Source organism: Candidatus Poribacteria bacterium, from assembly GCA_026702755.1.
Lineage (GTDB): Bacteria > Poribacteria > WGA-4E > WGA-4E > WGA-3G > WGA-3G.
In genome coordinates this window covers 13,072-27,157 of sequence record JAPPBX010000117.1, presented here as the reverse complement: position 1 = coordinate 27,157, position 14,086 = coordinate 13,072, and the positions used below count along the sequence as shown (strand labels likewise).

Below are 14,086 nucleotides of genomic sequence, written 5' to 3'. Positions count from 1 at the left end.
GTGCTTAGGGGTCGGTATCATTTTCCTCGGTTCCGCTCAACCCAACCTACGGTACTACTACGAGTGGGTATGTTTGTAGTAGTGCGATTCATCGCACGTTCGGAAATTACCGATGCGCGAGAATAGAAACTGCGCCTATGAAATTTTAGCCGTGTGTATGTCGTTGGCGATATACTTGTCCACCCTTGACAACGACAACCGGTTCCAATACCTGTTTGCCAACCCTCACCTGATCAAGCGCATCTACGAGTTGAAATTCGCCCTCGCGAAGTTCAAAAATCACCGCATCTCCCCACGCATCGACAGCCAGCGTGCCGACCTGTCCGGGCATCAATATGGTTTCAGCGGGGATGCTTGTGACCTTCGCGAGTGCGTCATCAAGCGACATACCAAGATATAGGAACTTGTTGACGACATTCACGAGATCGTACACGGGACCGTCAATGTTATAAACATGCAGGTCGGACGAGATTGTCGTAGGTTCAACGCCTTGCGCCATCGCCTTCTGAACGACATCCCAACTGAAAGAGCCTGCCCCGTGTCCAACGTCAAAGATAACACCGCGTTCAATCGCTGCATGGACTGAATCCCGTATTTTGCCATCTTCATCCAAGATACCGCATTCCATACCGTGGAAGCAGTGCGTTAGAATATCGCGTTCTCCCATCAGAGCCAATATATCATCAATAGACTCACACCACGCATCTTGTGGATGCACCATTATTGGAAGTCCGGCAGCATCAGCGGCTTCGCGTGCTCTATGTAACGGCACCATACCTGCCCTCACACCGACGATACTCTCCCGCGTCAATCGAACCTTAACACCTAAGATGATGTCGCGGTGCTGTTCTATCATTTGACACGCTTTCCCGACATCCGCATAGTCAGGGTTTTCCAACTCCCCAATTTCCTGCGTGAGCATGCCTTGTGAAGAGATGTTCAGTTGTGCGAGGATACGCGTGTCACTGACATCAATGACATATTTACGAAATCCGGGAAACGTATCTGCGCCTGCTGAACCCGCATCAACGACTGTCGTCGCCCCACGTGCTAAGCAGGTCGGATCCGGTTCAATCCCGAAGTGGCTTACGCCGTAGAAAACATGCACGTGCAAGTCGATTAAACCGGGCGTGACGAAACACCCGTCAGCATCTAATACTTCCCGTGCCTCAGATGTCGGTATTTCATCGCTGATTGCTGAGACACGCCCATTCGCGAATGCCACGTCTTTGCGAGCGTGGATACCTTGCGCGGGATCAACGACGGTTCCGTTTTTAATGATTAAATCATAGTTCATATGCGAAGTCCTTACCGTATAACTCTTGTTATACTAACGTGAGTTCGATAATAAAATGCTAATGTAGGTTCTAAACCTCGTTTCGGACATCAATTTTGCCGGTCACCGCTTCGGAGATGAGGGATTGACGGTATTCTTGCAAAAGTTGGATCTGTTTATTTTCTTTTTTCGTCATAGCGTCAATTTTCGACGTTTGTTCATCAAGAAACATTGCGATTTCTTTTTGTTCATCTACAGGTGGAAGTAGGACTGGTAGTCTTTTTAATGATTCTTGACTCAATGAAGAACGAGTAACTATATTCACTTCCCTTGCTAAAAAAATTCTTGGTAGATGAGAAGAAAAATAATATTTGGAAAGTTCCTTTGTTAATATTTTAGAAGTATTCCTAAACCTTATTAAGAAGCCGGAAAAGACACAATTCTCTATCGTTTTCATACATGTAGATGATATGCCAATATCTTCGATTGTCTCTGACGTTCTGGTAAAAAATACATCTCTTTCTAGCACGGAATATCTTTCCCTATCAGCTTTAGTTGATTTAACCAATTCCTCTACTTGTAGCGGTAAAGTTTCATTATTATATACATCGCCATAACTGAGAAAAGGGTATCCCAAACCAAATGAATCAGAATCTTTACTAATTCCGTTTTGTAATACCCCCAAATATCTCAACTTTATTATTTCCCAATGCGCTGGTATCTCCCCAATCCATTCGACACCCGACGGTTTCATCTCCACATTCGGATCAAGTCCCTTTGTTACTGACTGATTTATCAGTGCGGTGCGTTGTTCATGAAATAGTTCTATCTGTCGTTCCTTGATGCGGATGAGCTCGTCAATCTTTCCGGTCTTTTGGTCGAGAAAGTTGGCGATTTGGCGTTGTTCCTTATCTGAGGTAATAGGAATTTGTGCATTCAGAATATCATCAACAGCCGTGCGTGGCATTTTCGCTCCGTAAGATATGGAATCGCAGTACTCAATAAACCGACTGGACAACATGAAATAGAAAAGGTATTTACCCATACTTTGTAGAGACGGTCTCATAACTACCATTTCACCGAGAGAGTAACCATCATATTCTGCAAAGACCACTTTGTTTAGATAGACACGAATTTTGTTGAATAGCACATCTCCAACTTGAAATTTCACACCGCTTGAATCATAGGAACTGTAAAAATCAAGGATTTTGCCAGTTTTCGATTCAACATTTTCAGGTGAAATTTTTATGGTGCCTGCCTCAGGAGTGGATTTTTCACTCACAAGAGTTGCGATATGCTTTATTTTTTCTATTTTCCAATGTGCCGGTATCTCCCCAATCCACTTCACGCCGCTCTCTTTATATTCAGGGTAACGTTTCATAATTCCAAATCTCTTTGTCTGAATCGCGGATTCTCGCGGATGACACCGATTTCGCGGATTCTTTTCTCATGTTAACTTCATTTCGCGAGAACATTTTGGATTTTTTATTTCTTTTAATACTGTTCATACTATAAGGTAATTAAAAAATTGATTGAACATAGTTTATCCGTTTATCAAATCTTCGGTTCTAAAACCCCCTGCCTTTAGGCGGGGGATACAGAACCGCCCTATTGCATTAGACCATAGCGTTTTTGAAAAAAGTAAAAAAAATGTTGACAAATTTTGTAGGTTTTGCTATGGTATTCTTACCAGTTGGCAGACATGACAAGCGTAATTGCAAGATTACGTGTCTGCCACCCACTTGTCAGGGGTTAAAGGCTGGTAACTGGGAAACAATGCGAACTTACAAACAGAAAATCCATCACACTGAACAGTTAGACGCTCTTAATGCTGCGTCTGCGTCTGTTTGGAATGAGTGTTTGACGCTCAAAACCGTTTGGGACTATGCCCATGGTTACCGAACGGGTGGACGCATTGACACGCAATGTGAGTTGTGGATGGACAAACAACTGTCAAAGTCCCACCCTCTACATTCACAAAGTATCCAAGTCGTGAGGGAACGCTATTTCAAGAACAGGAAAGCCTATCGTGCGTTGCGTAGGAATGGCAATACAACTGCCAAGTCTCCACATAAACCCAAACGTTTTCAAACAACGACTTGGAAAAAGTCGGCGATCCGATTCAAAGAAGCGAGTTGCGGTCATGTGGTTGTGCTTTCCAACGGTAGGGGCAACCCGCCTCTACAAATACCCCTTCCAAAGTCGTTTAACCTCTCTATTGTCTCTGATATTGTGATTGTTAACCTCGTCTATACACATGGACGATATGAACTGCATTTTGTCTATAACACCGAGAAACCTGATGTATCCAAAGCAGATGGCGTTATGGGCGTTGATATTGGCGAAATACACCCAATCGTGAGCCATGATGGGCATAACACATTGATTTTCAATGGGCGGTATATCCGAAGCCTATACCGATTGAGAAACAAGGTGATTGCCTCCTTTGGTAAAAAGATTGACAGGTGTAAACGCCATTCAAAACGCTGGTGGCATCTCGTTAGACGTAAGTGGAAACGTATCCGAAAGATTGACAATCAAATCAAGGATGCACTCCATCAACACACCACAAAGTTTGTAAAACACTGCTCCGAGTCGGGTATCGGCACGATTGCTATTGGTGACCTAACGGGTATCCGAGCCAATATCAACTATGGTAAGCGTGCAAATCAGAAACTTCATCAGTGGGCTTTCGGTAAGGTTACCGAACTGATAACCTACAAAACCAAAGCACTCGGTATAAAGGTTGAATTGGTAGATGAAGCGTATACCTCACAGACTTGCCCAAAATGTGGCAACCGAAAGAAACCTACAAACCGAAACTATACCTGCACTTGTGGTTTCCAATACCACCGCGACGGTGTAGGTGCTATCAACATTCGTAAAAAGTATCTTGGACGCTTCGGTGTCCCAGTAGTGGCGGACACGGATAACCAAGCCGTGAAAATGACACCGCCCGTTGGATTTCGTCTCGAAGTCAAACGTTGCTCCGCCTGAGCGGAGAATGTTCCCACGAGGAACAAAAGAATCACCCTTGCTTTAGCTGGGTGAGTATGTCAAGGCAGTACAATGACTATGGTGTAATAACTTTAATCTTCCTTTCATTAATTTGCATAAAATTTTCGTCAAAGTTAATATATAGGTTGTAGTGGGTGAGAAAATCAAGTCCAAACACCCCGTGTATATTAATTGCATCAAAGTTTTTGTTACATAACACTTTGGGTTTTTCAAGATTTAGATGATGAACGTCAATTCTACTAAGCTCAATTATAGGCAATTTTTCTTCTATTCCTGCAGCAGTATCAAAATCCTCAAGAGAATAAGGGGCTGACGGGTCATAGCCTAATTGTACTGCCACAGATTCACTAATTCCACTTATCGTTGCGCCAGTATCTATTACGAAATCAAATATTCTAAAATAACGATTATCAACAGAATATATCTTGCATTCGACTTTAATATGTTCACCCACACCGTAGTATTTGATAGGTATCCTGTTCCTGTTTGTCAAAATTTCACCTTTCCAACAGCAAACCCTTATTGTCCGATGGATCATCAAGAACAATAAGGGTTTGTTTGGGCGTTAATTTAGATTTCTGGATCTATACGAAGTCATTTTAGGTCTTCGCTCTTGCGTTGTCCAATCACCTGTAAACCTTATAGCTGCATCACCTTTGAATTTCATAGATGCCTCATATACATCATCGCGCGATTTGCTATGAACTTGAACTATCCCAGAGACGAGGTGAGTCGTATTCTCACGAGTTTTAGGTTGAATAATAAACAGCCATTCGTTCGGGTATTTCTTAGACATCTCCTCTACAGTCATTCTTTCGCCAGGCATTGGAAACCTCCATTAAATTTAAGCAAGTTGCTACGGACAAGATTTTAGCTATGAAGTTTGCCTTTTTGTACCGTAATAGATAATTCTAATTCACCCTCAGGCACGGTAGGTGCGGTTTGCAACCGGGGTCCCCACCCGTTACTGGGAAGGGACACCGGACTTCGCCAATAAATTACCTAATCAAACCTCACCAGCAGATATCTGAATTTGCTAATGTGTACTCTCACGACTTGTAATCGGACACCATCGTGCCATCAATAGATAATCAAACAGTGCCGATTCCGCTTCGGAAGTGTCAATACGCTTCAGTGCGTGGATAGAGTTGTCTCGGACATAGCGATCTTCATCCCAGAGCGCGTTCGCCAGCACGGGAACTGCGTCGCTTGCAGCGGGTCCAATCTGCGCCAACGCCAATGCGGCTTCAAAGCGCGCCTGCTTATCGTCATCGTTATCAAGCATATCAATGAGTGCAGGCACTGCCGGTACTGCAGCGGGTCCAATGCTACCGAAGGCTTCAGCGAGATAACGACGCACTTCAACAGACTCGTCTTTCGTGCCTTCCACCAACACCGGGATAGCCGATTCCGCCAAATCACCTATTTGTGCCAAAGCATAAGCGGCTTCAATGCGAGCGGTCTCCTCGGTATGTTGTAACGCTTCACTCAATACAGGAACAGCCGGAGCACCGACCGCTGCCAAGGCATAAGCTGCCATTCGTCGCATGATCGGGTCTTCAACGCTGAGTGTTTCAATCAATTGAGAGACAGCTGGTGCACCGATCGCACCGAGTGCATAAGCGGCGTTCAGGCGAACAGGTTCATAAACATCACACAAACCTTGGATGAGATGTGGAATTGCCTCTGCAGCGGATTCACCAAACATCCCCAAGTCGTCAGCGGCGCGGGAACGGACAGCCCCATCATCATCCCCCAATCCTGTGATGTGCTTTGTCAGATTTCCATTAGCAGTCTGTGTTGCCTGTCCGTTGGATTCCCCTGCCATCCAATTCCAGACGTGTCGCCACGTCCCCTGATGCGTGGGGGTTGCCCGGTCGCTATCTTCCAGTTTCCAGTGGGGATCCGTTACGTTCCACTCGGGTGCCTGTGGTGCGTCCATCCGAATAAACTGGAATTTCATCATGTAGCGCGTTTTGTCCGTCTGGTTTGCCATAGCGCGATGCCAGAGGTCGAAGTGGATAATCGTTAAGGTGCCAGCCTCACCACTGAGTGCTAACTCACCATCGTTATCCTTAGTGATTCTCGTGTCATAGTACTGCGTTCCGGGTAAGACAGCAGAGGGTCCGATTTCGAGGGGTGAATCCTGCGGATAGTAGAACGCCATCGCCCAACGCGGACAGTGGTGACGCACCTTTTGATACCCCCAATAACTATCCTTGTGAAATCCCTGCCCATCGCTATGCGGATTGTTACGATGTGGGTGTCGATGCGAATGCATTGCGTAATTTTCGCCCAAAATACTTGTAAACGCCCCACGAACGGCAGGATCCTCGAAAACGGCTTGCAATTCCGGGACGCGCGGTAAGATATTATTCCCTAAATTTCCCTCTTTTGCCGTGTATTCCTGCGTCTTGCGATAGATCGTTTCATGGAAACTGCGCGGCAGATCGGCTTTTACCGTGAGATGTCCGTTCACAATAAAATCACGCATCTGCGCGTCGGTCAGTTTGTGGCTTTCCTTCAGATGTGAATTCGTTTGCATGGTCAAACTCCCTTTTAAGAGTTATCAGTTGTCGGTCGTCAGTTGTCGGGAATCGGAGTTCCCTCCTACCAGAAATCCAAACGCTCTTATCTATTTTACTTAAGACGAATTTATTTGTCATCTGTTTTAATTCAAGAAAGAGAAAAAGGGAAGGATAGAAGATTGGAAGAAAGGAAGCAGTTTCACTTCCCTTCAAACGGGAAAGTGTAGCCAAAACTAAAAGGAAAAGTTATCTATCTGACAGCAAACGTTAAGTTCGCTAAATCTTCACTTCAAAGTTCTATTTTTTTCTCTTACTTCCATAGAATGGCTAAGTTCACACGCATTCCAAATTAATTGTCCATAATCATCAGTTTCTTCGGATTCTAACACTGATTTAGCTTCCAGTAAAAGATCAACAACTTGCTGAAAATATTGTCTCGTATTCATCGAAAATTTTGAATTATCTGGCTTTAAAGACTTTACGTGCTCTTTTATAACTTTAATCGTTCTTTCAATTTCTGCGATTTTGTCCGAACACTCTGGCAAATCAATTGATTTGTACAACTCATAGGTCGTTCTGCGAACTTTTTCACATATTTCGATATTCGCCTGATTTTTGCATTCTTGTTGATTCATAATTTCACCTTATAGGTTGGGAAATTCACTTAACAAGGCAATGGTATATTGTACCATCAGCACGTACATAAACCATTATCCTAAAATACTTCTTATAAGTTTCTATTCTTCTTTGTCCATGTAGTTGTGAAAGAACCTCCGCAGCATCTGGTGGCGTATCTACGGGACCTGTTTGTGATTCAAACTCCCATTGTTTAGAAAGAGGGTTCCAACGTACTACTCCACGTGTTTTCGTCTTTTTAGGAGTACGCGGAACTGGTGACTGAATTCTTACACGTCTTTGCTGTGTAAAACTCTCTCTCCAAATATAGATAAGTCCACCAGCTGCGTCAGACGTAAGTTGATCTGCGGGTCCTTTGAACTGAATTAATCCTGAGATATGATGTCCTTTCCACTTATCATTTATAGCCAATTGGAGAATTGCTTTCGCTTCTTCAGTGGTAAAACTATTTTGACGGGTGGATACTGGTGCTATACATCCAAGTGACTGAGAAAACAAAAGGCATACCGAAAATACAAAAATGAAATTTCGTAAACGTTTCATAGTCTTACCTCGTGAGTAAAATAAAAATATAACGTTTCTACACATTTTACTACAAAAACGTGTAAAGTTTCAATTCCCCGTTCAAAGGGGAAAGCACATTCAAAGAGGCCCTTATTTACCTCCGTTTTTTGTAGAAGTGTTGGGTTGACAGGTTATTCATATATTTGAAGGAACTTCCTGCACAACTGGAATTACATAGCAGCGGATCGTCACACCATCAACACTCTCTGTCTCAACACGCTGTTCGGAGGACTGTCTGTGGTCAAACACAACGTAGAACCCCTCGGTCACACCCTCTAACCTTAGATACCTCGCAAGCTGCCACTTCCCCGACTGATAGTAGTGAGTGCCCAGCCAAATCTTTGTCTCAACGATGTATTTTCGCTGATTGTGCGTCACAATGAGATCCATCCGCCCTCGCCCTGTTTGAACTTCAATGTGCATCATACCACCGATCCGTCTTATAAACGCGTCAAGATATGCCATTAAAAGATGCTGCCCGACCAATTCCTGCGGTGTATCCGGCATTTGCAGTATCCTGAAACCAGCACGGACAATGAAGTCTCGGAAGTTATTCAGCAGCGATCCCATATCAATTCGTCCTGTAGACATTAGGTAGTCATCAAAGCCGTTATCTGTGTCGTCTGGAAGGTATTTATCCTCCAAGCCGTTCACCGTCGGCTTGAAGGTTCGTAGGATACGGTACAGATAAATCGGGTTAAGAATCTCACACATACCATCGTCACCTTCTTTAATGACACCGTAAGTTGCTAATTCACTGATGATGTCGTCGTCCAAATTAAAGTCTACACCTTCATCGCGCGTCATGATATGCATCAGGACGCTTTCAAAACGGGGATTCCTGCGGATGTTGGTCGTGAGATGATCAATATTCGTGTTCCGCTCGCGTAGGAGCTGCGTGTGCGCCTCTGTAAAATGTGCTATCGTCATCGGTTGGTTCTTTGGGATATCCAACACCTCAGTGAGGATCTGTGCTAACCGATTAACCAGCACAGGTTGCCCCGCCGTCTGTTTATGAATGGAGTCTATGACCTCTGGCATGAAGGCTTGTCCAACTTCTTCCGTGTATTGTCCGAGGAGTTCACGCACCTGTTCAAGGGTAAAGTTGGGTAAGCGGAATTCGTCTTGGATATTGAAGGGTGAAACTGAACGGTCATAGTCGAGTTGGGTGATACTCTTGACACCTACGATGCCGACACTGTGAGGACATCGAGGCTCATCGGAGAGATAAATAAGGCGGAGAGCATACAAAAAATCGCTTAAGGTGCCTTGTGGAATACCATCAAACTCGTCTATCATCAGGACAATCCGCCGGTTTTGCAGGATCCGCTGAAGTTCTCTGAAAAAGTCAACCATCGAAATATGGTTGGTGAGTGGGGTGGCATCTAAAAATTGAGACAGAGAAGTCATACTCCCTTGTTTCTGGAAAACGCTTTCGATTTGGGACCGGATCCCTTTTGATAGGTATGTGTAAAACTCAACCGCTGATAAATTGCGACACACCTGAAAATCGAGACGAATGGGGAAATAGGCTGCATCAGATGTGGAAGAAGCAGCGTTCTGCTGGAAGGTTTCCTGGGACACAGATGCAACGGGTGCCGCCGTTCTCGTCCGTTCGCTGAGTACATCAATGACGCGTCGGAAGAACGTCGTTTTGCCCGTTTGTCGCGGGGCAAAAAGGACAATGCATTTGCCGGTTCTGACGCGGTTGATAAAGTCAGCAATTTCGTTTGTGCGTGGAACAAAATAGTGGTGTGCAGGCTCGACGCGCCCTTCAGTGCCAAATCTTCTCATCAATCTTCGGGCCGGAGACCCCATCCTTTAGGTTGGGGAGGAATGCCCGCTCCTATAGTTGAAGTTAAGGCGTGTTAGCACTTTACAATCTGATATTTTAGCATTCTGGCAAAGTCGCCTCCCTCGCAAAGAATATAGCGAAATACCTTGCTTGCCAAATCCACTTATCCGTGTCAAGCCATGCGTCGCATGTTTGACGAGTGTGTTCTTCACTAAGCCATTGAAAGTCGTGCCACCATAGCGTGGACGCTTCCCTCCTTTTTGTGGATTTTGTCTGTGAAGTTCACGTCTGCGTATCGGTATAGGGGATATACAAAATATATTTCTATTATCAGGCATATTCTTACCCCCTACAGTGGAATATGCCAGACACCAACTATCCACACAATGTGCGTCAAAGGTTTCTGACATCTTCTCTGACGACTTTCTTAGCCCTAACCTATCGCGTATCTCTTTGGTTTCCCAGCCTTGAAGTGTTAGCAACTGCCACCGTTTTCGGAGTTCGGTATAGAACCACTGCTTACCGACTTCAAGTGGCGAAAAAGAGGTATTCCATTTCTTAGCGCGTTCTATCGTCGGTGCCTTAATATCCTCTACACACACGTCTGTTATTGGATAGAGTTTTGATAGCCAGTTAAGTATCCGAAGTTTCCAGTCCCACCTCGCACGTGTGCCTGCGGGGATACGCTCTCTATTCGCAAGGCGGTTGGTTCTGTTTTTTCGGTTCGGACACTTCCGTGAACGCCTACCTCTCCGCAACTCACGACGCTTCTCTACTTTCTTACCGACACCGCTATGAGCATCGGCTTGCACATTCAAATAAGTGTGTCTTTCTGATTTGACGGTAAACCCCTCTTTCTTACTACCGGGGTCTACACCGACAGCAATCTCTTGTGTTTCTCTGTCAGACGGTTCTTTGTTGAGACGGATACAATAGATACCGTTATCCCAGTAAGGTGTTGCCTCGCCACGCTTGATAAGTTTTCTGGCGCGTGCGGCATGCAGCGGCATCAGTTGTTGTCCGTTTTTCGTTTTTACAGGCACAAACATAAGTTTGTATTCTCCTTTGCAGGGTATATGTTTCCCCATCCAGATCGCGGTATCTAAGTGGAATCAGACTTGGGGAGCATCCGAAACATTCTGCTAACTGCCACGCTAAGACACTGCGATATATTACTGTAGAAAACCGTTTACCTTGTGGAGTGGACGCTTGGCATGCGCTTCGCACAAGCCCCATGCTTTAGCTTGGGGTAGTTGACTTGCTTTGGAATTCCTTATCCTTCCACCGAACTCATGTTATCGTTAAGTATACCCACATTTGCACAAATGTCAATTTCTCTGAATCACGGATTATCGCGGATTTCACGGATTTTTGACTTGATGTCAGATTAGCCTTTTCGCGGCGACTCGCCTACATCAATGCTTCCGCGCCCAGACACAGAAAACCATCTCCCAGAGACATGTTGCAGTGGTCTCTCTGCGTTCGGCAGCCAGACGACCATCGAGGGTATCAACATCAATCTCTGTCTCGGTCGCGATACCATGTCGCAGTATACGGGGGAGGACAGCGCGGATAATGGCAGCCACAGGATAGTCAGCGGTCGGTGTCAGCACATTCGCTTCAGCGCGCACTCGTTCTACAGCAAGTCCTGCAGCCGAAAGCACCCTATGAAGCTCGAAGCCCATGTGCAGGTTTGCTCCTTCACATTCGAGCATCTTTCGGAGCCAGGAGCGAACCTGATCATGCAGTGGCAAGGAAGTGCGATTGTCCTTTACTGCAATCGTATCGTGCTCATGAAAAGCGACGATGCCTCCAGGGCGGATCGCACGAGCAAGTTGCCCCACGGCTCTCACTGCATCCAATTGGTACATGAGGACACGGCGACCTACCGCTGCATCGAGCATGCCGTGCTCTGGCAAAGTCACGTCGAACCCACCTTCAAGGAAAGTGAGGTTTGAGATACCAGTTTCTCGCGCTTTTTCTCGGGCTAGTTCAATCACATGAGGGTTGCGATCGACTGCAAAGACATGTCCCTGGTTGCCGACGCGTCGTGAAAGCATGAGAGACACTGCCCCCATCCCACAGCCAATGTCGAGCACACGCATGCCTGGTTCTATACCCGCATCATCAAGCATTCGCTCGGTCATCTCATCAACACTGTTTGGCATCTTCGCGGGACCTCCACTCGCGACGAAATAGGTAATTGGTCATCAATAGAAATCGATTCAGGTTTGACCTCACAGTTGTCAGAAATCCAATGTGGATCTGATTCTAAGTTTCCCTTATCCCTGAGCATCCGAGGGGCTTCCTCCTACAATGTTTTGGTTGCTCATTATCCTGACATGGAGCAACCCTATTTATGGAATATCCCCAGTTAAATATATCAAATCTCCGATCAAAAGTCAAGATTGAATTTGGAAAGCGGTGCCCGCAGCGACATTCGGTTTTTGATTCTCTGGAAGCATCGGATAGGTCGCGATTCGGAGACCGCTCCTACAAAGTCAGTAAGAATCGCGAGCACAGCTCGCTCCTACAGAAAAATAGGACCCTTATTTTCCTTGACACAAATTTATTTGTCATCTATTTTATTACTTAGTTTTCAGTTATCGGTTATCAGTTGTCAGTTAACAGTCGCAAAACTGGATGACGGAGGCTATACATAGATGGGAATTTTGACGACGGATCAGCGTAAGCAGTGGAAGACAGAGGGTTACCTCGTTTTGAAAGAAGTACTCTCGTCTGAAGAAGTGCAAGCCTTGAGAGCGACAGTAGATGAAATGGATGCAGAATTTCGGAAAGGTGAGAATGTCACTGCCGACTCTGTCTTCGACAAGCGGAATGTGATGGAAGATAATAACATTTTCGTTGACCTGATGGACCACCCGGTGACATTTCCGATTGTGCGTGAGTTGATAGGAGACTTCATCCAATTGAGTATGTCTGAGGTTATTGTTCGTCCTCCGAATCCGAAAGATCAGGGTTATTTGCATACGGACGGCGGGCAGGCGATGCGAACCATTCGGGTCAGCAGGTCAAGTTCACCACTACAGGTCAAAATCCATTATTTCTTGACGGACCTTGAGCATCCAGACAGTGGGAACTTCACCATCGTGCCGGGAAGCCATAACCGTACTTTTCCAGAAACCGGAGTCAAGGACGGTCCCTATATCCCTGAAGCCGTCCAGTTGTGCGTGAAAGCAGGAGATGCTGCCGTATTTCCACACGCGTTATGGCACGGTGTTGTCGCAAACAGATCAGAACAGCCTCGAAAGACCTTGATCTATTGCTACAGTCATCAATGTTTTCGACCCTTTGACTATGAAAAGGCGACACCTGAGCTTATGGAGCGATGCACACCGCGCCAACGCCGGTTAATTGGAGACATCGGTGATTGGAAACCGGGCTCCTACTTCTATTCTCCAGGCGATCAGGAAAAAATAATAGACGGGTTAGCGGAAGATAATTAGCCATCAGCCATCGGAAACCGTCAGCGGTCAGCAGGAGTCGGAAATCGGAGTTTTCCCTATAAGAAACGCTATTAGGCATCAGCGAGGGTCGGGAATCGGAGTGTTTTTGCAAGTGCTGGAATCCAATGCGAAGAAAGTGTTTCTTCCCCCGTACAGAAGAACTATGCACTAATCAATTTCAATGACGATGTATTGTTGTTCAACGGTGACCGGAAACGTATCTGCGACATAAGGTCCCTTTTCGCGCTCAGAACTGGATGCCTCAATGTCCTCACCACTTTCAACTTGGACTTCGTATTTTCTAACACGCCGTTGTGCAGGATTCCACCACGATTGTCCAGTTTTAATGTCGAATTCCCAACTGTGCCATGGGCACCGGAGAATCTCACCTTTACGAGTATAGTGATAGTTGCCTGGAGCGGAAGACTCCAAAAAACCGGTGACCAGACCTTTGCACAAAGGGCCGCCTTGGTGTGGGCAGCTGTTACGGATGGCGAAAAATTCGCCATCTATATTAAAGATACCAATAGAACGTCCGCCGATGTCAACGATTTTGCTTTCGCCAGCGGGAATTTCTTCTGGGGTTGCTACTACGTATTTAGGCATGTGGTAATTAGCCATCGGCTGTCAGTACAGTTGCAGAATCTCAATTACTGAAATTGTCGTTTTCTCTATGTAAATCGGCGAGGTTACTGAAGTTTAAATAAATATTTCGGAATTGTTACAGATCGCGAGCACAGCTCGCTCCTACCAAGAGGCTGTTGATGCATTACCGACTTAAATTCTTAAACTTCATCAAACC

Annotated in this window: 12 protein-coding genes; 2 read left to right on the top strand and 10 right to left on the bottom strand. The window is 45.6% G+C overall.

Going from position 1 to position 14,086, the window contains the following annotated elements; genetic code table 11:
* Nucleotides 1–145 precede the first annotated feature (145 nt).
* Both OXH39_23240 and OXH39_23235 read right to left on the bottom strand, forming a co-directional pair.
* Nucleotides 146–1,297, bottom strand: a complete 1,152-nt coding sequence (locus OXH39_23240) for an amidohydrolase/deacetylase family metallohydrolase (GenBank protein MCY3553384.1) — start codon at nt 1,295–1,297, stop codon at nt 146–148.
* Nucleotides 1,298–1,367: 70 nt separating this feature from the next.
* Nucleotides 1,368–2,657, bottom strand: a complete 1,290-nt coding sequence (locus OXH39_23235) for a restriction endonuclease subunit S (GenBank protein MCY3553383.1) — start codon at nt 2,655–2,657, stop codon at nt 1,368–1,370.
* A 395-nt stretch (nt 2,658–3,052) separates the two neighbouring features.
* On the opposite strand from OXH39_23235, the gene OXH39_23230 reads away from it, so the two are divergent.
* Nucleotides 3,053–4,273, top strand: coding sequence for a transposase (locus OXH39_23230; GenBank protein ID MCY3553382.1), 1,221 nt, complete (start codon nt 3,053–3,055; stop codon nt 4,271–4,273).
* Nucleotides 4,274–4,349: 76 nt separating this feature from the next.
* Here the strand turns inward: OXH39_23230 and OXH39_23225 are convergent, their stop codons facing one another.
* The 7 genes from OXH39_23225 to OXH39_23195 form a co-directional block, all read right to left on the bottom strand.
* Nucleotides 4,350–4,787, bottom strand: a complete 438-nt coding sequence (locus tag OXH39_23225) for a retropepsin-like aspartic protease (GenBank protein MCY3553381.1) — start codon at nt 4,785–4,787, stop codon at nt 4,350–4,352.
* A 543-nt stretch (nt 4,788–5,330) separates the two neighbouring features.
* Nucleotides 5,331–6,839, bottom strand: coding sequence for a HEAT repeat domain-containing protein (locus OXH39_23220; protein ID MCY3553380.1), 1,509 nt, complete (start codon nt 6,837–6,839; stop codon nt 5,331–5,333).
* Between the two features lie 267 nt (nt 6,840–7,106).
* Nucleotides 7,107–7,457 (bottom strand): hypothetical protein, encoded by a 351-nt coding sequence (locus OXH39_23215; protein ID MCY3553379.1) that lies wholly within the window; start codon nt 7,455–7,457, stop codon nt 7,107–7,109.
* A gap of 25 nt (nt 7,458–7,482) precedes the next feature.
* Nucleotides 7,483–8,001 carry a hypothetical protein gene (locus OXH39_23210; protein MCY3553378.1) on the bottom strand — a complete coding sequence of 173 codons (519 nt, stop codon included), beginning with the start codon at nt 7,999–8,001 and terminating at the stop codon, nt 7,483–7,485.
* A 156-nt stretch (nt 8,002–8,157) separates the two neighbouring features.
* Entirely contained in the window at nt 8,158–9,816 is a 1,659-nt protein-coding gene (locus tag OXH39_23205) for an AAA-like domain-containing protein (protein MCY3553377.1), read from the bottom strand.
* Nucleotides 9,817–9,843: 27 nt separating this feature from the next.
* Nucleotides 9,844–10,866 carry an RRXRR domain-containing protein gene (locus tag OXH39_23200; GenBank protein MCY3553376.1) on the bottom strand — a complete coding sequence of 341 codons (1,023 nt, stop codon included), beginning with the start codon at nt 10,864–10,866 and terminating at the stop codon, nt 9,844–9,846.
* 366 nt (nt 10,867–11,232) lie between these two features.
* Nucleotides 11,233–11,985: a methyltransferase domain-containing protein gene (locus OXH39_23195; GenBank protein MCY3553375.1), complete on the bottom strand. Its 753-nt coding sequence runs from the start codon at nt 11,983–11,985 to the stop codon at nt 11,233–11,235.
* A gap of 495 nt (nt 11,986–12,480) precedes the next feature.
* Here OXH39_23195 and OXH39_23190 point away from each other — a divergent pair, with 495 nt between their 5' ends.
* Nucleotides 12,481–13,284, top strand: coding sequence for a phytanoyl-CoA dioxygenase family protein (locus OXH39_23190; GenBank protein MCY3553374.1), 804 nt, complete (start codon nt 12,481–12,483; stop codon nt 13,282–13,284).
* A gap of 168 nt (nt 13,285–13,452) precedes the next feature.
* On the opposite strand, the gene OXH39_23185 is transcribed toward OXH39_23190, so the two are convergent.
* The gene (locus OXH39_23185; GenBank protein MCY3553373.1) at nt 13,453–13,890 is read right to left on the bottom strand and encodes a Rieske (2Fe-2S) protein; all 438 of its coding nucleotides are present in this window, start codon (nt 13,888–13,890) and stop codon (nt 13,453–13,455) included.
* Between the last annotated feature and the right edge of the window lie 196 nt (nt 13,891–14,086).